Source organism: Nostoc sp. ChiVER01, from assembly GCF_034531155.1.
Lineage (GTDB): Bacteria > Cyanobacteriota > Cyanobacteriia > Cyanobacteriales > Nostocaceae > Nostoc.
Genome location: NZ_JAVRBS010000043.1, coordinates 33,956 through 59,317, shown reverse-complemented (window position 1 = coordinate 59,317; position 25,362 = coordinate 33,956). Strand labels below are relative to the sequence as shown.

The window sequence follows — 25,362 nt, the reverse complement described above, 5'->3', positions numbered from 1 at the left end:
AACTCTTTCTCAATTTATGATTCAAAATTTTTCTCATATTATGATTCAAAGCATATTCATCTACCCCATCTTCTTTACGAGCAGGTGAAGTAAACTGCTTGTGGTAGTCCTCTGGGCAAAAAAAAACCCATCGAACTGATTCATCCATAAATGCGATCGCACTATCACAGACAAAACAAAGGGCGATCGCCGCGTGGGCATCTAACGAATTGGGCGTGATGGGTGCTAAAAAATTGCCGACATCCTTGTGGTCTTCAATCCAATCGCGTACCAGCAATCCGTTACAGCCTGATAAATCTCTCAAAGCTTGGTTAGTCACAGCCAAGCGATCGCTTCTGCGCCTTGGTGCGAATTTAAGCTAATCGTCATTCATTTTTCCAGACTGATTCGCTTGTAGTAAGGAACTCAGCCCTGGTGTTATGCAACTTAAATGCTCATTAGCTTATCTCCTTTTCCCGTACCCTCTTGACAAAAGTGCAATCACTCTAACCTCTTACTGATGCGCCAGGACTCATATTGTGATTCAATAGCGAATCTTTCCTGCCAAGCATTAACCCACCCCATGAGGACATCCCAAGACTCAACGGTACGTTCTGCCTTTTTGATGCTGTTAATGACATAGGCAACATCAAAACCACCTTTAAATGAGTACGATCTCACAAACTCAATAAATTCATCCTTGATATCTTTAGGCTTTTGGTTAAACATTTCTCCAGAATGCCGATAAAGCCGTACTAATTTCAACATGTCGTAATGTTCTGCAAGTTTCAATAATTCTGAGTGCGTCAAATCCTCACCAAAGCGAGCTTTCTCCGCTAGCTTGTCAACCTCATCTGTCTCACTGTCAAAATTTGATGACATTTCCGCCGCCGGAATATTTGTCTTCTTGAGTGATTCTTCTTCTTGCCTTGAAATTTCTTTTAAGCCTTCTTGCTTTATGAATTGATAGGTTTTACCCTTATTCTTGTTTTCTATTCCTTCTTGAGGCATTAAAACATCATCTGGAAGGGTTGCTATTTGTATTTGTGTGTGTGTGCCCTTTTTAATAAATACTTTCTCACTCAAATCATCATTAACTGAAATCTTTAATTGCTTTTTGTTAATCTCTAATTCGTTAGTTGCTAAGTCATTATTTAATACAGGACTGATTTTCCGTAAATGGAGAATCCGAGTTCGGAGAATCCGGCTTCGGAGAGTCCGACGATGGAAAATCCGTAATCGGGTTTTCCGTTTCTGGAGAAACTAGTTCACGGTGGCTAGAGAATTGATGTGTATCTTTATACTGGAAATCTGAGGTTACTTGCAAACCTGGATCTTCGTAAATATTAGTTTTGGATTTGTCAAACCTACCAAACTGATCCCGTTTCTGAACACGAGAAAAGTACCCAGCATTTTCTAGTTCTCGCAGTCCAGACATTATTGACTCGCGTCCATCCGTGGAGTGTTTTTGAATATCTGAAATCCGCACTTGCCATTCCGGTGGCTTAGAAAGCAAGTATGTAAGTATTCCCTTAGCTTTAAATGAAAGGTTAGGATTGTTTATAATTTTTTTGTCAAGCGTTACATAAGGATTTTGTTTGTCGTGATTGGCTCGAAAAATAGTCATGAGCTTTTTAGTAGATTTGTACTAACAAATTACCACTTACTTGGCATGGATTAGTGCGAAACTATCAGCAGTTTTTGGTGGAATTGTGATACCCTTACGGCGGACTATTCAGCATTGCAGGACAGAAGCAACTTTTCTAGTCGGCTGGAAATTTTATGATTGAGGAGTGTGGCTATTTAACTCTTAGCTGCTCAGGATGAAAATCAATAAAGGGTAGAGCGCAAGCCCCACCGCAGGATGTATCTCTCGCCGCAAACGAAAAGTACATAAGGATCTTATCCCAACAAGGAGTTACTACAAGGTTTTGTGCTAACTATTACCAGTCTCGACGACGGAACTTTTAGTTACTTGCGATCGCTCTTTAGGCATTAAGCGATCGCTATTGTTCAGTAAAAAATTTCCAGTCGACTAGAAAAAGAAGCAGTACCTTCCACAAAACAAGACCTGCCTTAAACCATTGCTGTAAAAGCATTAAGACCTTATCCTTCTTCTTGCGGTACAGCAGCTAGCACAACCCCAGCCTCGGTAACTTCCACTCCTGGTGTACACTCGTCCCACTTTCTGACTTTGCTCCGAAGTGCGGGAATATTTATTCCCAACGTTGGGAATTATTTTATTTTCCATCGATAGCAAGACTTGGCTTAAACCATTGCTATACAAGGATTAAAGCCTTATCCTTCTTGTACCTCAATTAATGCAGGGCCATCCACAGTTAACTGAATTCCTGCTGTTTCCTCTGCCCACTTTCTGACCTTACTCCGGAGTGCAGGAATGTTATTCCAAATTGATTGCTGTTTAGCTAATTCGTATGCCAAGCTTTTTGAAGCCACGGGCATAATCTGCTCCGGGGTTACAGTTTGTAATTTACTTAATGCAGAAATATCCGAACCAGCTGCGATCGCAAAATTCATTGATTTAGTGCAAGCTGGAGTCACGCTATTAGTCGGGAGCGCAACTTGCACCCCACGGTCTACAAGTTCAGAGATATTTTTCATTAGCTACTCTACATTTTCATGTGTCGCATCGGGCTTGGCAACGAAGCAACTAGGCAGAATTGCTTTAATCCCTGCGGCCAATTGCTGATTGCAGTTTTCGGCTACCTGCTGCATGTATTCCAGAAATTGAGGAAATATCGCTATCGTAGTGCGATCGCGTTTGTTGTAAAACTCAGAGTAAGCGTTCCCGATCGCATCTGCTTCCCATCTTCCACCTTGGGGCTTATATTTTTTATCTGCCCACCAATTGAGAAAAACTGGGAAAGGCCGACTGGGGACAATCTCCCAAATTTCTTTTTCTACTGCCCCAGAATTTCGCTTAGATTCGGGTTTAAATCTTTTTTCAAAGCCTTGCCCCGGCGCGGCGGAATATTGCCCTTCATGAGGCTCTGAGTGGTTTAAGGGAGGCTCTTCTTGTGCTGACTCATTAGGTGATGGTATTTCGGGTGCATCTGGAATTAATTCTTCTGACCACGGGTCAAACTCTTCTTGGTCAAAATTAATTTTTTCTTTCTCTTCTATAACTGCCTCTTTTTGGTAGTGAGAGTTTGGATCTTCTTTTATAGAAGATTGTGCAGTTTCGCAGATTGCATCATGCAGATTTGTAGATTGCACTGTGCAATTTTGCACCTTGGCTTTTCTTGAGCGTTTCGGCTCTTTAGGAGGAGTTACAACATTATCGAAGCTAAAGCCCGTATCCATATAAATCTGTTGGTAATCCAGCTTGTACCACTTCCTCTGGTTATCCTCATGGAAATCAGGGGGGTCATTTGCAAAACCGATGTTCCGCTTTAGACTGTAGAATTTATCGGAAATGAGCCAGCCTATACTTTCCAGATGGCGAATCATTCTGCCTATCTGATGTTCCGAAAGCCAGGATAGCTGTTTCTGGATTTTCTTATAACCAAAATAAATCCATTTGCTTCCATCGCCCAAAATGTACCCAGTTTTATCATTTTGGAGCCAGTAGTTAATTCTTTGAAGTAGCCCAGCTGTATCCCCATCGCCTAGAAACTCCGCTAGGGGCTGGTAACAAATATAGAAAAAAGTGGTGTTTGTTGTTGTATTTGACATCTCGGCTCCTTTTGTGATGCCGAGCTTTGAAGCGATTTAAATCAAATGGAAGTGTACGACAGTTTGAATATGAGCTATTCTGAAAACAGTAATTTTTATCTTGTTTGAACCTGCTTTAGGCTCGATGACGGATGGGATGATTGCTCCAGAGGTGCTGAAGCTGATAATTGATAGCTCAGATTAAAGGTGTTGTCGTACAATTTCCTTCCTGATTTGAATCTTGCTCCAGGCTCAAGCAAGTTTTTTTTTGCGTTCAAATTCTACTGTAATTTTTGCTACTGCTTAAATATTTTTTCATTACGCTGATCGCTTGCGGGGTCATCCGACTGCGATCACTATTGGGGAACCATTGCCAAGCAAGTCGAATATATAATTGATGTAAATCATTGTCCATACACCTCTTAATTGGTACTTTCCTTGCTTAGTAGGGGTTTTAGCCGTCGCTACGGAGTGATAAGCCATTTTGCCAGAAGGCAGAACAATCTTTTCAATCTTGCTGGCATATCCCAAAAGCTGGAATCAAGTCAAACAGCATAGTTCAGAACCTAGATTTTTATGATAGGTAGTTTTCATCACCTCATACTTAAGATTGTTTCTCCTCCATCAATTTAAAAGCCTGCAAAACCAACCAGACCGTCTGTTGGCTAAAGCTTCGATTCTCTTCTTTCGCAGCTGCATCAACCTTCTCATATAGATCAGGTGGAAAGGTGATTGTGATTCTCTTGCCCTTGTATTGATCAGCAGTCATGTTTGCGAAGAACCTAGATGAACATATTAGAACCAGTCTAATCGGTCACAACGTTCGGTTAGAAAAATTAATGGTTCTGTTATGTTCAAAGCGGTTCTACATGGTTCTAATATGCTAACATTGTAGGCAAAGCTTTTCAAGGGAATGGAGGCATCCAAATTATTGATATGGCAACAAAAGCTTATTGCAAAAAGTATCGCAAGCTAAAACAAATTTTTGAGTCAACATATCAAAAGCCTGTGAGTGATATTTTTTGGTATCGACTAACTGCACAGTTAAAAGAGTATCTAAAATTTTCTGTAGAAAATAGCAATGCTGAATTAATTGTTAAGTCAATAGCTAATCTAAAAAAATCTCACAGAAATTTCAGAATAAACAACGAGTCTTTTTCTGAATGCTGGACTTTATTTCAGCACTACTACCAACAAAATAAACACCTTACTTGTGCAGAATTTCTGGCTGATTTAGCACAACGATTAGATTTATCTCAAGTATCCCGTACATCTCGATATAACTGGTTTACAAACGCGGGTATTCCTTATAGGCATGAAAAAAAATACCCCACATCCGATTTAGCGTTAGTAGCTTTTCAGGCTGCTAAGTGCTTAAATTCTCGTGAAATGAAACGACTAGATAAAGCAATTCAAACTATTGATGTACTTGTAGAAAAGTAGGAGTAAAACTGTGACAAAATTCTACAACAATGTGAAATCACGCCTAAACAAAAAGGGTCTAAGAGGATTTACAAAACCTGATTATTTAAAAGCGGCAGAACATTTAGGGGTTATTGATTTAGACAATGTGACTACAGAACAAATCATAGCTGGGGTAGAATTTTTAGAATCTCATCGTGCTAATCAAATAGAAGTTGTAAATACAAATGTCTACTCCTCTGAAGAGATAAGCGTGAACACACCTCTCATCCAACAACCTTTAGTTCACTCCAAAGAAGCTGAAACCTTTGCACAGCAGGAAACAGAGTCCGAAGAAGTAAGTACTATATCGCAGACGTTAAACTACGCGTCTTTGGAAATTAATCAAGCTGGCCAATCCTTGGCTGTGACCAATACTGATAAACAGGCATTAGTATCTACTCAATCCCTAGCATTAGGTTTCGAGTTGAGTGAGCAGGAGTGTTTAGTAATTGCCGATGGAGTTGACGATGTTTTTAATGATTATTCGAGCTTTTTAACCAGTGTAACCACCGCAATTAGAGGCTATGTTGATCACCGTTTTGATGAGGTAGAGAGCGCGTTAGATAGCAATGCCCATGCAGTGCGATCGCACATAGCTGATAGAACAACTCGGTTAAATCAAAAAGTAGAAAATTTCTCAACTAATGTCAAGGCAGATATAGGAGGTATCCGCCAACATATCAAAAGTTCAAAAGCCAATATCTTATCAAGATTCGCATTACCCAGTAAGACAGGGTGAAGGCTACACAATCAGCTTTAATCCTTATAGAGCAGGAATAATCATTTTGGCTATTGCCAGTTTACTATTCATCCTACAAACCTACGATGACTGGAGGCTATCACAATTCCGAGTTAAGCGGATAGAGTACAGGGATTTTGTAGACCCAAATAAATATTTAGAAATACCGAAGGAGTTACCAAGATGGTAAAAGACAATTCCCAACTGAAACTGAAAAATCACGTAACACCCAAAGCACGGAGGATTAACCGAGTTCTCAAAACTAAATTTGGTGTAAGTCTAGATGATTTTACAAATGCAATGATGGGCGACGTTACCATCGCTCAGAAGATTGGGGAACTAGGGCGGCAAAGTAGGCTATCAGCAGAGTTTGCCCCTAAGCTTGCCCAAGCATATCAAGAAATAATCAATGGCAGTATGGCTTATAACAAAGCCATCTCTGAAGTATTGGTGCATGCTGGCAAGAGTGCGATTGAGATTGATAAAGCAGTAATGAACGCGACTCTTGCAAATACTCAATATGGACACAAACGGAGTGAGCTTGCGGCTGAATTCGTAAATGCTCGGAACACTGAAAATCAGCGTCATAACTACCAAATGAACTACACTCAGATTAAAGGGTATATCGATGCTTACTTAGTGGGAGTTGACAACCGCACAGCTTTAATTGACCAATCTAATAGGCCAGAAGTGAAGCAACTATCTGCTAATGAAGCATATCAAACTAAGGTTATCAATGAAGCTTTAAACCGTGGTGATGATGCCCGATTTGATTTAATTCAACAAAAGGATTATCAACCTAATACAGTCCGTGGGGTGTTAGCTGAGAAGTTCGCGGCAATTAAATCAGCATTAGGATTCTAATTCAAAAACAAATATTTGAGTAACTACGTATTGCTCAGATATTCCTCACAATCAAGTTTAGTATTCTCATGCTACCACCTAATAATGATGAACTAGATAATGCACTCAATGACGAGAACAGTATGGGCATTAGCCAAGATACAGCGCGGTATTTACAGCATATTGAATCCAAACTATACGCTGATATCGAAGCTAGAAAGCGTATAGATAGTGGCTTGCTGTTTCTATCCTGCCAAGTTGGATCAGCATCGCTGGCTTGGCTTCTATTTTCAATGCAAATATCAATCAGCATTATCCTTGCAGTGTCTATGATATTGGCACTACTGCCAGGATTGATTGATTGTGGTGAAAGTTTTCACTTTGAGTTATCGAGTGAACGTTGGTCATTGAGTCATAGCAAACCATTGGTAGCACTGGGTAAACTGGCAATCGGTGGAGTAATTGGGTGGAACTCTACACAGAAGATACTTCAAGAAGTTAAGTCAACTGAAATTCAGATCCAACAGACTTATTCAGAAATTAAATCAGCACAGAATACAAATACTTTCACAATTCCATCGGGGGTACTAACACCAGTGATATTCGGATTGGGATTAATTGCGATCTGGGTGATAACAATTCCTTTAAGAAAAAAACCAAATGTATAGAGAAAGAAACTTTTTAACAGTTATAGGCGGAATTATCCTGGGAATATTTGCTGTAAATAACCTGTTTACGGATGCTGTAAACACTGCTGAAAACCTTAAGCACATTACCTCTTGGGGTAAACGGGCTGGGTTGGATATTCAAATACTCTCATTCATCCAATACGTGCTACTCCTGCTTAATGTTTACTTCCCAGTGATTATTTTTTTGGGATTCCTACTTATAATTCTATGCAAGAGATAGAAGCTTTTAATGAGCGATTCAAAACAGAGCGCAAGATTGCCACAGTTGGTATTGGTTTTTTGCTGATTGGAGGACTGAGTTTAACTTTGCCACTCTGGAATGATGCCAGCAAGTACAGTGAAACATTGTTCTGTTTCTCAGCTAATAACCAACCTTGCAAGGGTGAGCAAATTAAGCGTGGTATTTCCTGGATGATAGAACAGGAGCGCAGGAACTTAACTTTTGATGAGCATGTAAAAACATTACGTATATTACCTGCTGAATCCCCTAATGCACCTTTATATGGTTTAGCTGGTACAATCGCGCTCTTAACTGCTTATGGTGTCTCTAAGACACTTACAGGTAGCCAAGAATCAGCTATTCATAGCCAATTTTCATTGCTAAAAATTAAAGCATTTGAGAACGATTTGATAGTCGATAACCATTTAGATTTAACTAAATTCTCAAAAGAGCAGCAAAGCAGGATAACTAAAGAAGCGATCGCCCGTAATAGGACAGAGACGATAGAGGCTATGAAGTCACCCAATGAATTAGCGTTGGATGAGATTAACGGTCGGTTGCAGGGTGAACTTGCGCTTAAAAATCACGATTTAAATTTATCCGAGTTAGATAAACAAATCATAGATAATCGGCTGACCATTGCGAAAGTGACAAAGGAATTAAATAAGATTCAAAACAGCAAGCAGGACTCTAAAACTACTCAAATAACTACAGATGAGGCATTAAAAACCAGCTTGGTCGATGCGCTCAAATCTCACGAAGATGGTTGGTTATGGGCTGTTCTCAAAGCATCCAAACCCTTATGGATTATTGGAGAGCAAGGCACGGGCAAAACTAACACTTCTGTAGCCATTGGGCTAATTCGCAAATACTGCTTAGGTATCCCAGTTTTTAGAATTGCTGATCGACATCTCAATGGAGCTAACAGCAAAGTTTGGGCATTGCTAGAATCCCAATTAAAGGCTGACAACGATTCAGCAATTATTGAAGTTCTTCAAAACACCTACGAGCGCAGATTAGAGCGGATTGGGCAAAATTTAGATGATCAGCAAGCTGAACAATTCTTACTTGATGAATTCACCCATTTAAAAGATATGGATGAAGACACTGTTAAGCGCTTTATAAAATCAACCTTTTCGGATACTAGGAAGGCCAAGGAAAAATTTATTGGGGTTACTCACCTGGGAACAAATGAGGCTTTTGGAGAGGGTACAGCCGCTATGAGAAAAGCTGGCAGCATTTTAATTGAGAAATTTACAGCCGATGGTGAAAAACCATTGTCTAGGGTAGTCATCAAGCATGGTTTAGTAGATGCCAGAGGAAACAAACTAGAAGATGTTGAGCATACCCTACCACCTTGGTTTGAGGCTTTCAAAATTCACCAGCATTTCAAAGATAGACCAATAAATTTTGAGGATTAATCGATTCTCGATAGCATGGCTGTTTATTGATAATAAAATCCCCCTTAGCCACCAAATATAACAATCGGGATGTTCCCTGTTTAGCAACAACTGTCAAAATATTAATCTGGAGCAACAATGTCGAGAATTCCGCCCCAAATAGAACTAAGAGACGACTGCATTGTTATCAGAAATTTACAAATTCGCCTGTTTGAAGCGAGTGATTATCTGCATCAAGTGCCAGATTATGAGCATGAAGCTGCTTGTGTTAAAGCATTTGAAATGGGCTTTTTCTGTCTCCAAAGAACTGAAAATCTTAATGATACCCAATTTGTCAAACAACAATTTAATGCTTTATTAAATGAATTATATCAAGCTGTAAATGAAATACCAAACACTATTTCAGCACAATTGGCTAATAAAATTGGTACAAGCGAAGGTCAACTCTTAGCTCCTTTACAGGGTCAAATCAACCTTACTACAGCAGTAATGGATGCACAAATAAAAGCCGTGAGTGATTTTCTCAATCAGGAATTTAATCCCTCACAAGAAACCTCAGTGTTTGGCAGTGCTGTACAGAAAATCCAAAACTTGCTGGATGAGAACCGAACCGATTCCTTGCAGGGTGTATTTTCGGCAGCAATCACAAATATAACCGCAGAGAATAGCGTTTTGGCTAAGTCCGTTAGGGCAGTTGTTACAGAAGCAGTAAAACCATTGGCCGATGAGGTGGAGAAGCTTGCACAACAAGTTCGAGAAAAAGAACTGATTGAGTTGACGCTGGAGCAAACGATCGCAAAGGGGGCGAGTTTTGAAGAAGCTGTTGTTGCAGAATTAGAGCCGTGGGCGAAATTATACGGGGCTGAAATTACTCATATTGGAAAGGACAAGCAACCAGGTGATATTCTTCTTAAATTCAATGCCAACTCAATAGCAAGCGTGGATTTATCATTAGTAATTGAGGTTAGGAATAGGGACTCTGCAAGCTGGGGGCGTAAAAGAATTTCTGAGCAATTAACCAAGGCAATGATGAAACGAGAAGCAAATGCGGCTATTTTTTTAAGTCGTAGCCGTGAAGGTTTAGCGCAAGAAATTGGTGGTTGGGGAATAGGAACTTGTGAGCAGGGGCAGTGGGTAGCAACTACTTACGAAAGTCTCAGTCTTGCTATCCAATTCCTTATTGTCCAGCAGCAATTAGCGTCTCAGCCAACCTATAACTTACAGATAGACTGTGCTGTTATAGAAGCGCAGGTACAGCAAATAAAATTATCGCTAAATTATCTTACTCAAATAAATAGCTCGTTGACTAAGTTGCAAGAGCATTCATCAGATATTCGAGCAAAAGCTAGGGCTATGAGAACTGAAATTCGGAATGCGCTGAATTCAATTTCTGAGTCCATTAGCAGTAATCCGCAGAGATAATTTTAATTCCCAAGTGGGTGAAAATAACCAGGACACCATTTAATTTGTCAATATACAATTTATATTAATTATGAATGACGAATTAAAATCATGTGGTTAATAGCTGTTTTTATCTGTCTTGGTTGGATATTGTCTTTATGTTTGCATGAATTTGGTCATGCACTACTAGCATATTGGGGTGGCGATACTTCCGTTAAAGATAAGGGATATTTAACCTTAAACCCACTCAAATATACCGAGCCGAGTTTGAGTTTGGTGATCCCACTATTTTTTCTCCTCATTGGTAGTATTGCTCTACCTGGAGGAGCAGTTTATATTAATCAAAATCGATTACGCGATCGCAAATGGAAAAGTGCTGTTTCTGCTGCTGGCCCGATTGCGAATGTGATTTTAGCTTGCTTACTGGCCCTGCCTTTTCAATTGGGTTGGTATTCCTTGAGGCTACAAAGTCAAAATTCGGTTTTGTTTCTTTTTATTATTTCACTAGCTTATATAATTTCTCTGAATACATATATAGTTTTAATTAATTTATTACCTATTCCTGGCCTTGATGGCTATGGAATTATTGAGCCGTGGTTACCAAAACCAATTCAACAGCAATTTAACAAGTTTAGGAAATATGGAATTTTGGTGCTGATTGGTCTGTTATGGTTTGCTAGACCTTTCAATAGATTTTTATGGAATTTTACTAACGAAATTAATCAATTTTTGGGTGTTCCTCTGGACTTAGCCTTTATAGCTGGTCGGATATTTAGCCAGTCTTCACAGTATTTAGTTATAGGAATAATTTTGCTGTTATGGATATTTAGAGATAAAAACCAAGATTTACAGCGTCAAGGCGATCAGTTATTTTCTTCGCAAAAATACGAGCAGGCTATCACCTGCTACAACAAAATTGTTAAAAAGCAACCTAAAAATGCTGATGCTTGGTATTGGCGAGGCTATGCGCTTTATTTTTTAAATAAGCATGAGGAAGCGATCGCCTCCTTTGACCAAGCTATTCAAATTCAACCAGACTACGCTAAGGCTTGGTTTCGGCGTGGTTATTCGCTTTATTGCTTACAAAGATATGCAGAGGCAATTACTGCCTACGAAAAAGCACTCTTAATTAAATCTGACGATTCAGAAATTTGGTATTACCAAGGGATTGTTCTTAAAGATTTAGAAAAATACGAAGAAGCTTTAGCAGCATACGACCAAGCGATCGCCATCCAGTCAGATTTCTACCAAGCTTGGTCTAATCAAGCCGAAATTCTGGCTTTATTACAGCGTTATGATAGAGCGATCGCTGTTTATGACAAAGTGATTGCAATTAGACCAGATGACAGCAATACTTGGTGGTTACGAGGAAAAGCCTTAGGAATACAGCAAGATTATCAAGCAGCTGTAGACTCTTATGAACGAGCAATCGCTATCTATTCTGACTTTTATGGTTTTTGGCTAGATCGTGGTAATGCACTTTATTACTTACATCGGTATGAAGATGCGATCGCTTCTTATGACAAAGTTATTCAACTCAAATCAGATAATACCGACGCTTGGAATTATAAAGGTGTCGCTTTAATGGAATTACAAAGATATGAAGAAGCGTTAGTTGTCTACAACAAAGCAATTGAAATCAAGTCGGACTATCCTGATTACTGGTACAACAAAGCTTGTTGTTATGCGCTGCAAAGTAATGTAGCTTTGGCAACTAAAAATTTACAAAAATCAATAAAATGTGAACCAGATAGATTCTGGGAACTTGCTAAAACTGACCCAGACTTTGATGGAATTCGGGAGCATCCGCTTTTTAAAGGTTTAGTTGATAATGTTTTTGACGAAAGATTTAAAGCGCAGTATATTTCTAAAGAGGATAGTTAAGCTGCTGCTATATCTGAGGCTAGCGCAAGTTCATAGACACGTACAAACTATGGTTAAGAAAAAAGATTTAGAAAAAATTGGTTTGGAACCACAGCCACTTACCATAATCAAGGTGTTGACCCAAGAGCGATCGCCATCTCGTTCAAGCAGTTAGCAGAGAATCACCCAGAGGCGGATTTACGAATTGTTGGCATGGAAGTGCGAGGTGAAGATAAGTTTTTACTTCGTGCCAAAACCGCATCTACGGCTGATAAGTCTGAACTGAGTGCAGAATATTTTGACACTTATAATCAGCTTAAGGGTTTACCAGAAGGAGAAATTAAATTACTGTTAGCAGAAAAAGATAATCAGATTCGCAGATTAGAGAATATGGTAATGACGGCGCTGGAGCGTCCTAGCTTTTATTCAAACATCCAAGTAGAAGAGGTTGGTACTATGACTAGCAACCCCGGCGGATTTTCAGTTGGTGGTTCAGTAAGCGGTAATGCCAATAATGTCCAAGGTGACGGCAACTCAGTAGTTGAAGGAGATACAACAATGGCTGGCGATCGCAGAGTCTATGGTTTATTAATCGCCGACCTAATTTACTGAACATGGCTGTCAGCAGAGCGCCCTCGGCTATTTGCAAACTAACAAGCACAGAAATCTTAATAGTATCCTTGAATTTCGTACAGAGGGTCAAGTTGCCGATAATGTTCGGCAGGTTGGAAATACAGCAACCGTGCCCCGTCCGCAGCAAGTTGCTGTTGCTGGGTGTAAGCTAGATAAAACAAATTATTCTTCCAGAGATGCCAATAAGAGGGGGAACCCCCCAGCAGAGGCTCTAAAGCTTCATCTATTCGCCGATAATGTCCCTTGAGTAATTCTGCAATTTCAAATTGGGCATCAAATGGCTCCTCCTCGGTTCCTATCAACATATCTAATTCTGACAGCCTTCTGTCTTTCTCCTGTTGCTGTTCGGGAGAAGGAGGTTTCACAACTGCCTGTATTTCCTCTGGCATATCTAGTAAGAAGAACTGTGAGCGTTCACGTCTATTAATCTCTTCCTCATAAAACTGGTTTTCTTCTTCTTCTATACGGTCAACTGTACCAGAAATAAACGTCTGACCCATAGCATCTGCTTCCAGAAGGATACCATTGTGACCGTATGCGCCGAAGTGAAAAGCATTGCAATCAATTTGCATAGCTAGTTCTGATAGGCGAGGGCGAGAAGCACCCCTCGCACGACGGCATAGTAGTTCATTCGGTTGAGTTTTCACTATAGTCCATCCCGAAGCGCCAACGAACAGTGCAACAATCCATAGTTCGGGCAACAGCAGCCAGGGAGTATAGCTTAGTTCCTCATTTGATAACCGTTGAGGTGGTTGGGAAATGCGACGGCAACCTTCAAGCTCCAAGATCCGAGTTATAGCGAGTTCGATTGAATCTAAATTATTTGACTGGATACAGGTAGTGTAATTTCGGAACTCAATAAACACTTCCAACCTCCTATAGTTAAAATTATTAAAGTCTCACGCATCACTAGCTTATGCTTAATTTCAAACTTGGCTTTGTCGGTGCTGGAATAGCTAGGGAAGCGATGCGGTAGTAGTCAAAGGAGATAGTGAGCAACCTTTGATGGGAAGTAATCTTCTGTAAGGCTAGTGTTCTGTTTGGGAAACCAGACTTACAGTGCAATGATGATATTCACATACTAAGAACGCTACACATCCGCAGGTCTACGAGGTAGTATATACATAATATCGACATCTGGATATGTGGTTTCATACAACCTAGAAGCTGCTATAGCAACCTTTTGATTGTCAAAAGAAATGAAGAATTTAAGTTCACACAACTTGGCTACCAAATGCCTGTAATAAATTTCTTTTTCTAGTTCTACTTGTTTATACCGCTCTTCAGGAGTTAGTTGTTGACGATTTTCGGCTTTGATTAAAAAGTACTGAGCTGTCTTTACTTCCGCCACGGAGCCAAGGGGTTGCTCGTTCAATAGGAATGCTTTTCCTTGATTTTTAACTATGCCGTCATAAAAAGCAAAATTTGCAAATGAATTCCGCGCTATTACAAGGAAGTCACCTTTAGACCCCGTAACCCAAGTAGCGTAGTCATCATGATCTTCATAACCACCTAAGTGCCGATCTAATTCAAGATTAAAGCATCCATGATCAGAATCTACTTTACCTTTAGTGAAAACCTCTTGTTCTGTTATCCTCTCTGGATTGTTTTTGTTATGGATAAGCACATTCAACCTTCTCTGCTGTGCTGTGTTTAATTGCTCAACTAGCTCACGTTCTTTTTTGTTACTGCCGTAAGCTTTTCCTGTAATCGGATTTGTATCAGCTGCATTTGATGGATCTTTTGTAGGTTGATTATCATTTCCTTTGAAGATTTCCTCTATTACTTGATATAATAGAACACCAGTAGATTTAATAAGTTTAGGTATTATACCTTCATCATCGAATGCATAAGGGCCGTAAATGCCTGCTGCGGTACCATTAATACTTGCATCCCCAATAAGGAACTTGGACTTATTAGATTTAAGAACGCCGCTGTCGTAAGCAATACTAATCAATCCTTTTTTCTTGACACCAGTGTAGATGCTGTAGTTAGCATTGTTAATCTGGACAGAACCAGTAACTCTAACCGAGCCATCAGCTTGTACGTAAATTTTGCCACCAGTGTTATTTCCGTCAGAGCGGAGATACCCAGTTGTAACTGCTCCCTGAGAACTGGCGATCGCAATTACTCCACCGTTTGAGATGATGTTTTGGCTAATAACATTGCCAACAGAAGAGAGATATATATCACCGTTATTGGTTGTAATATCGCCTTGTGTAGTAACAGTACCTTGCTTGGCAATTAGGGCAACTTTACCCCACTGCGAACTGATTTTATCTGTAGTCACGTTCTGGTCAGCTTGTATAGCTACTTGACTACCACTATTAATGTCAGTGGTAGTGACACTGCCTTTACTGCTAACTAAAGCAACTGTACCGAATGCTGATACAATGTTTTGAGCAAGTACATCTTGAGTAGCACCAAGAGTCACATTATCAACGCTAGCGATCGCACCTTGGGCTTTAACATTACCACTACTGCTAATCAAAGCAACTGCACCATCAAGTGATGTAATATCTTGAGTAACTACATCTTTAAAAGCCCCAAGAGAAACATCACTATTACTGGTAATTGCACCATTGACAGTAACTGCACCCTGACTGGAGTTAAGAAGAACTACATCATTGGCAGACTTAATTTTCTCGGTGGTGATGTTCTGTTTGGCTAGAGCAGTTACACCATAATCACCAATAATTTCCCCAGTGGCAGTAATAGCCTTAGTAGCACTAATCAGACTAATTCCAGCGTTTGTGGAAGTAATGTTGTGAACAACAACATCTTTAAGAGCAGTAATATTTACATCACCATCTTTGGTTTGAATATCACCCTGTGTTCTAAAAGCTCCATCACTCAAAATATCTACTTGTTTAGCAGTGATATTACCAGTAGTGACATCGCCTTTAGAATCGTACTTTTTATCACCAATTTTACCTAAAGAAATATTTACATTACCTGAGTCAGCAGTAGACAAAGAAGCTGTGGTAATGTCATCAATAGCATTTAGAGTAATATTGCCTTGACTAGTGATATCACCATTAGCCGTGAAAGTTTTAGTACTATTAACCGTCAAGTCCTTAAGGCTAGCATGACCACCAACTGCATTATTGAAAGTAATATTGCCCAAACCTCCTGTCAGACTGAGGGATGAAGCACCTGCACTGTTACTATCGAGAGTATTTTTGAAGGTAATATCGCCGCCCTTAGAAGTGACAGTAGATTTAGCAGAGTTAAAAGTGTAAGCACCAGTACTGCTATTGAGGATTGTCGGGCCATCAAAAGTAATATTGCCGCCTTTGGTGACAACATTGGAGCCAGTGAGATTAATCTTAAGTCCCTGCAAGAAGACAGAGCCACCTTGAGTAGAAATATTGCCTACAGTAATGCCATCCTTGGGTGTTGCTGTTGTAGAAATGGGGTTAAGAAGGAAAGCGTGATCTTGTTCTCCAATGCTGCCATATCCTACAATTTGCGCTTTGTTATTAATAGCTATTGCCCCCTCTAAAGTCCAGCCTGATTCTTTCGGAATCAAACCGTTGAGGTCAGTCATGTGACCATCACTATATAGGAAAGCGTGTTCTAAACCATTATCATTTTCAGAGAAACCAACGACTTGACCAGAATCGTTAATATCATAGCCATAGCTTTGGCTGTCTCCAAAGGGAGTACCTAAGTCAACCATCTTGCCATCACTGTAGAGAAAGGCATGTGTCGAGTAATCATTCCGATCGGAAGATCCGACAATTTGACCAGAGTTATTAATGGCATTGGCATTGCTGAAGCTGCCACCAAGAGTGCCTAAGTCAATCGTCTTGCCATCACTGTAGAGAAAGGCATGTCTTTTGTATTCATTAGTTTGGAACTGACCAACGATTTGTACGGAGTCATTAATGGCATTGACATTGCTGTACCTGCCACCGAAAGTGCCTAAGTCAGTCATTTTGCCATCGCTGTATAGGAAGGTATGTAGAAAGCCATCATTTCCATAAGAACTTCCAACAATCTGACCAGAGTTATTAATGGCTTTGGCACTGCTGAAACCATTAATAGTACCGAGGTCAGTCAGATGACTATCACTGTAGAGAAAAGCATGTCCATAGTAGCCGGAGCTACCAACAATTTGACCAGAGTTATTAATGGCCGTGGCATCGCTAAAGTTCTGCCCAGGTAGGGTACCCAAGTCAGTCATCTGTCCATCATTATAGAGAAAAGCATGACTAAAGTTACCAATGCCATAAGAGCTACCAACGACTTGACCAAAGTCGTTAATGTCCGAGACGGAGCTATAGCTCCGTCCAGGCAAGGTACCCAGATCAGTGACCGTGTAACTACCAATGGAATTTTGTATACCACTTAATCCTGACTGCAAATTAAGTCCAGGGTTGCTAGAAGAAGCAGTATTTTTCAGTGTAATATTCCCAGCACTGATACTACCTTTCGTTTGAACCTGAAGTGAAGAACCAGTATAGTTGCCAAATTTAATATTATTGAATGCAGATATTTGGACTATTGTTGATGCATTAGTACCTGTGAAAATAATTTGCTCAAAACTAGAGTTTCTAAATACTTCACCTATGCCATCGCCCGATAGAGAAAAGGTTTCTGGATTACCCAACGCATCTGTGATGGCTAACTGAAAATCTTGGTGACCATCGAAGTCACCAAACTTTCCGACTGAAATCAGGGAATCACTAAGCGAGTCATTACTGGGAATGTTAACTAGGGAGGCATTTTGCCTCCTTCCTGTAAGTGGATCAAAGTTTGTTGTGCTGTAATTGGTGATATTACTGCCAGTAAGTGGTTTGGATGGTACAGAAGCAGTCAAAGTTGATTGCTGGAACAACAGTGAGTTATCGTTATCAAGGAAATCGGGCTGAGGAGAAGCTACTGCTGTATCTGATATTGAGAGATGGTCGAATCCAAAAGAAACAGAGGCTGTTTTGCTAGAATTATTATCTAAAGCCGAACTCAAAGATGCACTGTCTAATAAAGACTTTGTGAGTCCTCCATCCAGACTGTACGAAGACACGTTATTAATCAAGAATGCATCAGGGCTTTCCATTACAAACCTCTTGTAAGTACTGAATTATTTAGTAATAAAATTTGATAAAATACTTTGCTCAACTAAAGTGCTAGTTTAGTAATTAATCATCGCCTCTTTTGAGGACACAACTTCCTTAGTAAAACATGTGCAATTCAAGCCGGGACTTAGTTATTAACACAAACCGACTATTAGTAAACAGGTATGCAAAGATTTATTTACAACCATAGCTTGGCATACTGTGTACAACAATTGACAAGATTTAAAAGTAACCTTTAGAAAAAAAACATATTTATATTGTGAAGTAATTAGAGTAACGCGGTAAATAGACTTCTGATGCTATAAAAGTTTAATAGGCTTTTAAACATACAAGTTAGCGGTAATCTTGTATGAAGTTTTTGACTAGACTGTTTTTTTTAACCTAACTTCTTTAAATACTAGGGTATTATTTCCAGACACATTAGCTTGATTATGGTCAGATTTTTTAATCCTAATTGTCAATAGACACAATAGTATTTTTACTGATGGGAGCAATTTGATTAACAATTCTGAGAATGACGAATAAGCCAATAACCGCCGCACAGAGCCAAAAATCGCATATTGTGCGTTAAAAAATTAATATCCAGTTGAAAGAATTAATGCCCGTTCCCCTAACGCTTCCAAGTTTATGAGTTTTGAAGAATATTGAACATTCTTCGGTCTAAATCTGTCCGATGAACTGGACGGTTAGGGATTGCGACAATAGCAAATATCGGCTCTACAAATAGTTCTACTTCATACGGATAATCTACAAGATACATTTCTCGATGCTTCAATGTCGGAGGCTTTTCTTCTATGTCCCACATTCTCGGAGTAATCAAAACTGACTCGATGAATTTATTTGAGTATTTTAGTGGTTCATAATCACTCCACAGTTGGTTTAGTATTCCCTGTATTTCTGGATTATCCTGCCATAACTGCGGCGCTTTATTCTCTTGAATAAACTTTAGATCCATGCCGGGATAATCGGCAAGCGCTTCAATATAAACCTCTTGTTTGCGATTTAACATTGCTCGATAAACAAGAGATTTTTGCTCACACCAAAGTTCATCACAAATGATGTTATCTGGATCATGCTCACGACCACCATCAAATGCTTCCTTCTCTGCGTTTATATATCGTTCAATTTCAGCATCGATATCTGGTACGTGCCCAAGTAGTCGGGTATCATGCCCAATTAGTATGCGTCTTAGCCACTCGTGCCAAGATTTTTGTGTCATCCCAAGAGACTGAAGAATTCGATTACCGCCAGTGTGTTTATCGAACGGGGGCACTTGCAGTCCGTCTTGTACGAGTACCCAGAAGGCAAAGTCAATACAGCTGGATGAGCCAGTAATTATATCTCCAATAGTCGAGTCATCGCTTGTTATCATCTGTTTAAATTAAAGCTTAAAAACAATATACTAGCCTTCGCTTACTACTCCCTAACAAGTCGTTCAATTTCATCAATTACCGATTGAATGTTAAACCCTGCTTCTTTAGGTATACCGATAATTGTGTTGATGCCAATACTACATTTAACAACTTCTGGATAATTTACAAAGTAAACTTTGTATATTGAATCAATCTCGCCACTTGGATAGTTAGTAGGTGTATGAAGCAATTCATGTATATTGGGATTACGCTTAAGGGTACTTTGGTAAACCTCCCACGCCTCAATTATTCTGGTATCTTGCATCCATTCTTCTTCTATTCCATCCTGAAGGGGAGTTGAGTATTCCTGGGCTACTTGCCGATACTGCTGATCAAACCAAGTTATCCGTTTAACATAAATTTCACGAATAGCTGACCAATCTAAATTTTCAATTAGCTCAGGAGAGAACATTTGACGACAATCGTCATTTTCAATTAGCTCAGGAGAGAACATTTGACGACAATCGTCAACCTCCTTTTGAGCTTCAGATACGATATCGTCAACTCGCCAATACCATCGAGGATCGTCCTTAGCAAGGGTTTGATTGAGCCAAGAGCGCCACTCATCAAGTGTAATCAGATAACTCGTTACCTGGGGGACATGATAATCAAAGGGAGAAAATCTGATATCCGTTTTAGCTAGTAGAGAGATCAGAAAGTCCACCTTGCGGCTGAAATCAAATTGAATTACACCAAACTTGTTACTGTTTTTTTCCGGGTGAGATAAATTTAAGACCATAATCTTCTTTTTAACTAAATCTCTTGTTGCAAGATAATTATGATAGTAATCTACTAGAAATGGAGTTCAACATAGTTAAGGGTGTACTATGTGGTTTTGGGATTTTGAATCGGTTGAGTACGAGGTATTTAAAAAATACGAACCAGCGCTGGTAACTATCGATGTGAATTTTGCAGATGCCGAAGTCCAAGATGCACTTGAAGGTTGTTCGTATGACTTAGAGGATGCCTTGCGAAGTGCAATTGAATATGCCCTGTGGTTGAGCGAACATGAGAAAGAGATTTTCCCCAATGCTTTATTAATCCGTGCGCTACAGGATAATTGGAAGCCGAAAGCATGGCGCGATGAATATTTAGAAAGGGAGATGTTCTCTTCACCTGGGCAACGCTGGTGGAATGCGGCAGAAAAAATGTGGGGACGCGATGTGCGGAATCAGTTGGTTGTTGATGTATTTTTTGAGGGAGGTGGAGAATTTATAAAATTCAGCAATGGTAAAGAGATCCTTGTAAAAACTGCATGGCTCTGGGGATGGGAGCGATTGCTTGAGTATGCCAGCCCAATACCTGTTTCATCGATATAGTAATTTAATTGATTAAAGATTTACAAGTGTGCGATTCCTGAAGCTGAATTTATCGCATCTGGAAACATACGCTGATAGGAGCAATTTGATTAACAATTCTGAGAATTAACGAATAAGCCAATAACCGCCGCACAGAGCCAAAAATCTCATATTGTGCATTAAATAATTCATATCCAGTTTAAAGAATTAATGCCCATTCCCAATTTGGGAATGCTCAATCAGGTTCCGGCATTTATGAAAATTTATCTAGTCCTTTGCTTGCTCCCTTTTCTTCTGGAGATTAAGTTGAGAGAGTTTGGTATAGGCTCATTCCTTGTTGAAACAAAGCGATCGCCGTTTCTAACTGATATCTCTGCGTTACCGCCTCACTATCTCTTTCATGTCTACACAGAGGGTGTAGACGGTTTCCGAAGCTGTGGCGATGAAGATTCTGGCGATAAGATTCTGGAATTTGAATTTGATGCCGTGTATTTACTCCATGAACAAATCAATTCCATAACTTACCTCTATGAAATCTCTCACCCCAGAAGTAATTCGAGCTATAACCCCCATGTTTATAGCAACGATTGGAGCAGTCATTGCTGTTGCTGTTATAGTCTCGCCAAACGGAAAGGATGCAGGCCAATTCTCTGCGGGGCTTGGACTTGCAGGAACAGCAATAGCTGGTGCTGCTGGTCTTGCTCAAAGTAGCAAAAATGAGCCGGACTTTTCAGTGAGCAAGCAGGGAGACAACTTGAAAGTTTCAACCCCAAGCCCTGAACAAGCGGATGGACACTAAGTTGTCTAATAAGAGTCTGGGGCACAATTCTATTTATTTTTTGAGCCATTGATTCCTAACACCATTTTTTTCTTGTGATCAATGGTTCAAAAAATCGATTACGTCTAGGCAAACTTCTTAAGAATCTGTAAGGATTCGCTAGAACTAAGTTGAATCATTCCAAACTTGTTTTTATGTTTCTCCAGGTCAGATAAATCTGCAAAGTACATAATATTTCTCTAATTATTGGGTAAAGAAACAATTTTGATACTTCTTAGGTGAGATTCTCTCAAAATTGTTTCTTCAAACTAGTTAATGATTTTACCGTTTAAAAACAGCAGGTTTACACTCTGTTGAAAATTCACGCACTTGATAATGATATACACCCCCTGTTAAGGTTGCACCTCGTACTATGGTATTTATGACTTGCAATTTACATTAAATTCTGACGGAAGAAATAGAAAATTAACTTAAACCGTTAAAATTCTGGAATTGCTTATGGTATATCTGTATCCAAAATAGAAATGCGCTACTAGCCCTAGTTTTTATTCAAATGTAGAATAGGTAGGTACTATGACTAATAATCCCAGTGGCTTTTCAGTTGGTGGTTCTGTAGGTGGAAACGTTAATAACGTTCAAGGCGATAACAACCGCGCAATTCAAGGTGAGAATAACCAAGGTGTGCTTGGTGATGGTAATCAGGTGACGCAACATAACCAAGTGGGTGCAGAAACCTCTGAATCTCTCACTAAAGAAGATGTTGTCAAGTTACTGGCGCAACTGGAAACTTTAATTAAAGGTGCAGAACTTCCAGCCGACACTAAAGAAGAAGTAATTGAAGACTTGAGTGCAGCGAAGAAAGCCACAGACAAAGAAGAACCAAATAAACAACGTGCGTTAGAGCGTTTGGGAACTGTGGCAGAAACACTTGAAAAAACGAGTAAGGGCGTGGAAGCTGGTCAGAAAGTCTGGACAATAGCTAAACCGATTATTGTGAAAGTTGCAACTTGGTTAGGCATGGCTGCTGGTTCTCACCTATTGGGGTTATAAAACTGAATTATGAGTCACCAGCCACCTGATAACTCTGAACCACAACAGCCTGATGCAAGCTCAAGGCAGCAGGCTGATAGTTCCATACCTCAAAATGTAGTTCAAGGTAATCAAAACCGAGCCGTTCAGGGTAATGATAACCAATCTGTTCTGGGGGATGGCAACACAGTAGTTCAGGGTAATAACAACTTGATGCTCGTCGTCAAGGAATTAATCTTTGGTCAACAGCTAGCACCCGTAGGAAATCCCGCACGAGAACACAATCAACGGTTATTACTTGCAGACGTAAAACAGGAAGTTACAGTACGATTAAGGCAGTCTCTACACAATGCCGTGCTGATTAATTTGGGGAAGGAATCACAACCGCAACAAGTAAAAAGACCTTGGGATGCTGAAATAAAAATTGGCTTAAAGCCTGCTGTACCTCTCCCAGATACCACAACAATTTTGCAAGTTTTTGATTCAACAGAAATTGCTGGTAAATTGTTAATTTTAGGTGAGCCTGGGTCAGGCAAGACTACCACACAATTAGAACTGGCTCAAGCTTTAGTTAGCCGTGCAGAAGAACAGCCTGATTATCCCGTTCCCGTTTTATTCAACCTGTCCTCATGGAAAGATGACCGACAACCTCTAACTGATTGGTTAGTGGCTGAACTTAAATCTAAATATTGTGTCCCAATCAAACTTGGTAAAGACTGGGTAGATAATAAACAATTACTACCATTGCTTGATGGTCTGGATGAACTTGAGCCACAGCGTCAAGAAATTTGTGTTGATGCAATTAATCAGTTTTTAACAAGCGAAATTAAACCTCTTTATCTAGTTGTTGGTAGTCGGAGTGAGGAATATAGGAACTACGCTACTCAATTACAAATTAACGGTGCTATATACTTACAGGATTTAAGCACCAATCAAATTTGTGATTATCTAACCTCTATAAATTCTATAGGAGTTTGGTCAACCATCAGTAGCGATTTAGATTTACTAGACTTGGTTAAAACTCCCTTACTACTCAGCATTACTGTTGTAGCATTTCAAGAAATAAATGTTGAACAATGGCAGCATTTGAACTCTACAGCAGAACGTCATCAGTATTTGCTAGATGCCTATGTAGGGCAGATGTTGACACGGGACATTAACAGTAGGGCGTATTTGAAGAACAAAACTCCTAATGCTAGACAAACGCGAATGTGGCTTGTTTGGTTAGCTCAACAAATGCAGCGAGAATCGAAAACGGAGTTTTTGATTGAAGAAATGCAGCCCAACTGGATTAAAAAATCTAAAAGATTTAGCTATAGGCTGATTTTTTGGCTGATAGCAGGGCTAATTTCTGGGCTGTATGAAGGGCTAACTTTTTGGCTGAGTGGAGGGCTTACTGTTGGGCTGATGACGGCAGGTTTGATTTTTCTTCAGGTTACAAATCATGTGACAATAGATATAAATGAAAAAGTTTTTATCAAAAAAATAAATCAAGAAAATATAATTTCTATGACTTTGGGGATAATGGGAACGCTTACTATTTTGCTGTTTCTACGAGGGCTAACTAATGGGCTGAATGGAGGGCTAACTAATGTGGTGCTGATTGGAGTGCTGATTGGAGTGGTGATTTATGGGTTTAATGGAGGGCTGATTGGAAGGCAGGTTGATATTATAGAAAATAAAAAATATCCTAATCAAGGTATTTGGAAATCTATCTACAATACTGTTTTTTTTGGGCTGATTGCAGGGCTTATTGTTTGGCTGTTTGAAGGGCTGTTTGCAGGGCTGTTTGCAGGGCTGTATGTAGGGCTTACTATTGGGCTGAGTTTTGGTGGTATAACCTGCATTCAACACTTCACGCTACGCCTTATTCTCTACCATAACGGTTACATCCCCTGGGACTACGCCCGTTTCCTCGACTACAGCACCGAGCGCGTATTGCTCCAGCGTGTAGGTGGTCGCTACCGCTTCATCCACAAGCTGCTGCAAGACCACTTCGCTCAAATGGAGTTCAGGCGAGATTAAGAAAATATATTAACGAAAATATATTAACGCACACAAGTTTCGAGAATAAAATTATTCGATTTACTTGATATAATAAGCGAGTCATACGACTCAACGCAACGCATCGCATCCTAGTAGCACATCAGCCTTAACAAGCTTCTCACGCTACTAATTACTACAAAAGGAGCGATCGTACATGAAAGTAATTTCTAATTCCCTCATAGATATCTATGGGGAATTAGCTCAGGCTAGTTCTTGGATAACTGCCAAGGATCTGGCTGAGGCTACCAATTTAAGCAGACCTACAGTCAACCGATGCCTGAATTACTTAATTCAAGAAGGGTTGGTTGTTTACAAGGATGTACGTCCTGCTTGGCTCTACAAGTTAATGTCCAAGCCCAAAAATCCTAAATTGTTAGCGCGGCTGAAAGCGCTTCGATAGGAACCAAACGCCCTCGGACTATACCTTGGGCGTTTGGTTTTTATTGGTCAACGTATCTAATCACAAAAAATAGAGAGTGGGACGGGAAATTACAAAGCTTGTATATCCCTAATCTATTTCGATGAATTATTGGTTAATGAAGTCAGTTTCCCAATGCTGGGATTTCCAGGTAATAAAACCGCCAATCACCTAATTTATTTTGTTATCAGGAGTGCTATCAGTATGGTTAAGAAAAAGGATTTAGATAAAATTGGTTTAGGAACTAACCCCCTTAAGTTTGATGATTTCGTTGCCCGTTGCCCTGAAAAATTAGAACTTAGAGATGGGTACATGGGACAGTCTAAGCAAGATGCCAGATTTTTGCAGTGCTAAATTAGACTTATTTTATCCTCTCAGATTTTCAGCAATTCCC

Annotated in this window: 24 protein-coding genes; 14 read left to right on the top strand and 10 right to left on the bottom strand. The window is 39.8% G+C overall.

What is annotated here, in order from left to right:
* The 6 genes from RMY00_RS33675 to RMY00_RS33650 all read right to left on the bottom strand — a co-directional run.
* The coding region (locus tag RMY00_RS33675; RefSeq protein ID WP_322651708.1) for a hypothetical protein at positions 1–319 on the bottom strand (319 nt) is incomplete at its 3' end.
* A 161-nt stretch (positions 320–480) separates the two neighbouring features.
* Complete coding sequence (locus RMY00_RS33670) at positions 481–1,065, bottom strand: hypothetical protein (protein ID WP_322651707.1); 585 nt, start codon at positions 1,063–1,065, stop codon at positions 481–483.
* A gap of 64 nt (positions 1,066–1,129) precedes the next feature.
* A complete protein-coding gene (locus tag RMY00_RS33665) occupies positions 1,130–1,606 on the bottom strand; it encodes a hypothetical protein (protein ID WP_322651706.1) in 477 nt (158 codons plus the stop codon).
* A gap of 671 nt (positions 1,607–2,277) precedes the next feature.
* Entirely contained in the window at positions 2,278–2,601 is a 324-nt protein-coding gene (locus RMY00_RS33660; protein ID WP_322651705.1) for a hypothetical protein, read from the bottom strand.
* Between the two features lie 3 nt (positions 2,602–2,604).
* Complete coding sequence (locus RMY00_RS33655) at positions 2,605–3,675, bottom strand: hypothetical protein (protein ID WP_322651704.1); 1,071 nt, start codon at positions 3,673–3,675, stop codon at positions 2,605–2,607.
* Between the two features lie 583 nt (positions 3,676–4,258).
* Positions 4,259–4,423 (bottom strand): ribbon-helix-helix domain-containing protein, encoded by a 165-nt coding sequence (locus RMY00_RS33650; RefSeq protein WP_322651703.1) that lies wholly within the window; start codon positions 4,421–4,423, stop codon positions 4,259–4,261.
* A gap of 167 nt (positions 4,424–4,590) precedes the next feature.
* Here RMY00_RS33650 and RMY00_RS33645 point away from each other — a divergent pair, with 167 nt between their 5' ends.
* The 8 genes from RMY00_RS33645 to RMY00_RS33610 all read left to right on the top strand — a co-directional run bounded on the left by RMY00_RS33645 (position 4,591) and on the right by RMY00_RS33610 (position 12,885).
* Positions 4,591–5,097 (top strand): hypothetical protein, encoded by a 507-nt coding sequence (locus tag RMY00_RS33645; RefSeq protein ID WP_322651702.1) that lies wholly within the window; start codon positions 4,591–4,593, stop codon positions 5,095–5,097.
* A gap of 10 nt (positions 5,098–5,107) precedes the next feature.
* A complete protein-coding gene (locus tag RMY00_RS33640) occupies positions 5,108–5,857 on the top strand; it encodes a hypothetical protein (protein WP_322651701.1) in 750 nt (249 codons plus the stop codon).
* Positions 5,858–6,040: 183 nt separating this feature from the next.
* Positions 6,041–6,721, top strand: a complete 681-nt coding sequence (locus RMY00_RS33635) for a hypothetical protein (RefSeq protein ID WP_322651700.1) — start codon at positions 6,041–6,043, stop codon at positions 6,719–6,721.
* A gap of 68 nt (positions 6,722–6,789) precedes the next feature.
* Positions 6,790–7,368, top strand: coding sequence for a hypothetical protein (locus RMY00_RS33630; RefSeq protein WP_322651699.1), 579 nt, complete (start codon positions 6,790–6,792; stop codon positions 7,366–7,368).
* Between the two features lie 228 nt (positions 7,369–7,596).
* Positions 7,597–9,030 (top strand): hypothetical protein, encoded by a 1,434-nt coding sequence (locus RMY00_RS33625; RefSeq protein WP_322651698.1) that lies wholly within the window; start codon positions 7,597–7,599, stop codon positions 9,028–9,030.
* Positions 9,031–9,147: 117 nt separating this feature from the next.
* Complete coding sequence (locus RMY00_RS33620) at positions 9,148–10,431, top strand: hypothetical protein (protein WP_322651697.1); 1,284 nt, start codon at positions 9,148–9,150, stop codon at positions 10,429–10,431.
* Positions 10,432–10,521: 90 nt separating this feature from the next.
* The gene (locus RMY00_RS33615) at positions 10,522–12,294 is read left to right on the top strand and encodes a tetratricopeptide repeat protein (RefSeq protein WP_322651696.1); all 1,773 of its coding nucleotides are present in this window, start codon (positions 10,522–10,524) and stop codon (positions 12,292–12,294) included.
* A gap of 192 nt (positions 12,295–12,486) precedes the next feature.
* Positions 12,487–12,885, top strand: coding sequence for a hypothetical protein (locus RMY00_RS33610; RefSeq protein WP_322651695.1), 399 nt, complete (start codon positions 12,487–12,489; stop codon positions 12,883–12,885).
* A gap of 56 nt (positions 12,886–12,941) precedes the next feature.
* Here RMY00_RS33610 and RMY00_RS33605 read toward each other — a convergent pair whose 3' ends face one another.
* The 4 genes from RMY00_RS33605 to RMY00_RS33590 all read right to left on the bottom strand — a co-directional run bounded on the left by RMY00_RS33605 (position 12,942) and on the right by RMY00_RS33590 (position 20,138).
* Positions 12,942–13,772, bottom strand: a complete 831-nt coding sequence (locus RMY00_RS33605) for a hypothetical protein (protein ID WP_322651694.1) — start codon at positions 13,770–13,772, stop codon at positions 12,942–12,944.
* 224 nt (positions 13,773–13,996) lie between these two features.
* A complete protein-coding gene (locus RMY00_RS33600) occupies positions 13,997–17,968 on the bottom strand; it encodes a DUF3466 family protein (RefSeq protein WP_322651693.1) in 3,972 nt (1,323 codons plus the stop codon).
* A gap of 644 nt (positions 17,969–18,612) precedes the next feature.
* Positions 18,613–19,359 carry a hypothetical protein gene (locus RMY00_RS33595; protein ID WP_322651692.1) on the bottom strand — a complete coding sequence of 249 codons (747 nt, stop codon included), beginning with the start codon at positions 19,357–19,359 and terminating at the stop codon, positions 18,613–18,615.
* A gap of 44 nt (positions 19,360–19,403) precedes the next feature.
* A complete protein-coding gene (locus RMY00_RS33590) occupies positions 19,404–20,138 on the bottom strand; it encodes a hypothetical protein (RefSeq protein WP_322651691.1) in 735 nt (244 codons plus the stop codon).
* Between the two features lie 88 nt (positions 20,139–20,226).
* Between RMY00_RS33590 and RMY00_RS33585 the strand changes: the two genes are divergently transcribed.
* From RMY00_RS33585 to RMY00_RS33560, 6 genes are all read left to right on the top strand, one after another.
* Positions 20,227–20,718: a hypothetical protein gene (locus tag RMY00_RS33585; RefSeq protein ID WP_322651690.1), complete on the top strand. Its 492-nt coding sequence runs from the start codon at positions 20,227–20,229 to the stop codon at positions 20,716–20,718.
* Positions 20,719–21,226: 508 nt separating this feature from the next.
* Positions 21,227–21,496 carry a hypothetical protein gene (locus tag RMY00_RS33580; RefSeq protein WP_322651689.1) on the top strand — a complete coding sequence of 90 codons (270 nt, stop codon included), beginning with the start codon at positions 21,227–21,229 and terminating at the stop codon, positions 21,494–21,496.
* Between the two features lie 552 nt (positions 21,497–22,048).
* Complete coding sequence (locus RMY00_RS33575) at positions 22,049–22,525, top strand: hypothetical protein (protein WP_322651688.1); 477 nt, start codon at positions 22,049–22,051, stop codon at positions 22,523–22,525.
* Between the two features lie 9 nt (positions 22,526–22,534).
* A complete protein-coding gene (locus RMY00_RS33570) occupies positions 22,535–24,529 on the top strand; it encodes an NACHT domain-containing protein (RefSeq protein WP_322651687.1) in 1,995 nt (664 codons plus the stop codon).
* A 175-nt stretch (positions 24,530–24,704) separates the two neighbouring features.
* Positions 24,705–24,950 carry a winged helix-turn-helix transcriptional regulator gene (locus RMY00_RS33565; RefSeq protein ID WP_322651686.1) on the top strand — a complete coding sequence of 82 codons (246 nt, stop codon included), beginning with the start codon at positions 24,705–24,707 and terminating at the stop codon, positions 24,948–24,950.
* Between the two features lie 129 nt (positions 24,951–25,079).
* Positions 25,080–25,322, top strand: coding sequence for a hypothetical protein (locus RMY00_RS33560; RefSeq protein WP_322651685.1), 243 nt, complete (start codon positions 25,080–25,082; stop codon positions 25,320–25,322).
* The last annotated feature ends 40 nt before the right edge of the window (positions 25,323–25,362 follow it).

Excerpts from the sequence above, each read along its gene's own strand:
- RMY00_RS33665 (WP_322651706.1), bottom strand. The coding sequence starts at position 1,606 with ATGACTATTTTTCGAGCCAATCACGACAAACAAAATCCTTATGTAACG.
- RMY00_RS33660 (WP_322651705.1), bottom strand. The coding sequence starts at position 2,601 with ATGAAAAATATCTCTGAACTTGTAGACCGTGGGGTGCAAGTTGCGCTC.
- RMY00_RS33655 (WP_322651704.1), bottom strand. The coding sequence starts at position 3,675 with ATGTCAAATACAACAACAAACACCACTTTTTTCTATATTTGTTACCAG.
- RMY00_RS33650 (WP_322651703.1), bottom strand. The coding sequence starts at position 4,423 with ATGACTGCTGATCAATACAAGGGCAAGAGAATCACAATCACCTTTCCA.
- RMY00_RS33645 (WP_322651702.1), top strand. The coding sequence starts at position 4,591 with ATGGCAACAAAAGCTTATTGCAAAAAGTATCGCAAGCTAAAACAAATT.
- RMY00_RS33635 (WP_322651700.1), top strand. The coding sequence starts at position 6,041 with ATGGTAAAAGACAATTCCCAACTGAAACTGAAAAATCACGTAACACCC.
- RMY00_RS33630 (WP_322651699.1), top strand. The coding sequence starts at position 6,790 with ATGCTACCACCTAATAATGATGAACTAGATAATGCACTCAATGACGAG.
- RMY00_RS33625 (WP_322651698.1), top strand. The coding sequence starts at position 7,597 with ATGCAAGAGATAGAAGCTTTTAATGAGCGATTCAAAACAGAGCGCAAG.
- RMY00_RS33620 (WP_322651697.1), top strand. The coding sequence starts at position 9,148 with ATGTCGAGAATTCCGCCCCAAATAGAACTAAGAGACGACTGCATTGTT.
- RMY00_RS33615 (WP_322651696.1), top strand. The coding sequence starts at position 10,522 with ATGTGGTTAATAGCTGTTTTTATCTGTCTTGGTTGGATATTGTCTTTA.
- RMY00_RS33610 (WP_322651695.1), top strand. The coding sequence starts at position 12,487 with ATGGAAGTGCGAGGTGAAGATAAGTTTTTACTTCGTGCCAAAACCGCA.
- RMY00_RS33600 (WP_322651693.1), bottom strand. The coding sequence starts at position 17,968 with ATGGAAAGCCCTGATGCATTCTTGATTAATAACGTGTCTTCGTACAGT.
- RMY00_RS33595 (WP_322651692.1), bottom strand. The coding sequence starts at position 19,359 with ATGATAACAAGCGATGACTCGACTATTGGAGATATAATTACTGGCTCA.
- RMY00_RS33590 (WP_322651691.1), bottom strand. The coding sequence starts at position 20,138 with ATGGTCTTAAATTTATCTCACCCGGAAAAAAACAGTAACAAGTTTGGT.
- RMY00_RS33585 (WP_322651690.1), top strand. The coding sequence starts at position 20,227 with ATGTGGTTTTGGGATTTTGAATCGGTTGAGTACGAGGTATTTAAAAAA.
- RMY00_RS33580 (WP_322651689.1), top strand. The coding sequence starts at position 21,227 with ATGAAATCTCTCACCCCAGAAGTAATTCGAGCTATAACCCCCATGTTT.
- RMY00_RS33575 (WP_322651688.1), top strand. The coding sequence starts at position 22,049 with ATGACTAATAATCCCAGTGGCTTTTCAGTTGGTGGTTCTGTAGGTGGA.
- RMY00_RS33570 (WP_322651687.1), top strand. The coding sequence starts at position 22,535 with ATGAGTCACCAGCCACCTGATAACTCTGAACCACAACAGCCTGATGCA.
- RMY00_RS33565 (WP_322651686.1), top strand. The coding sequence starts at position 24,705 with ATGAAAGTAATTTCTAATTCCCTCATAGATATCTATGGGGAATTAGCT.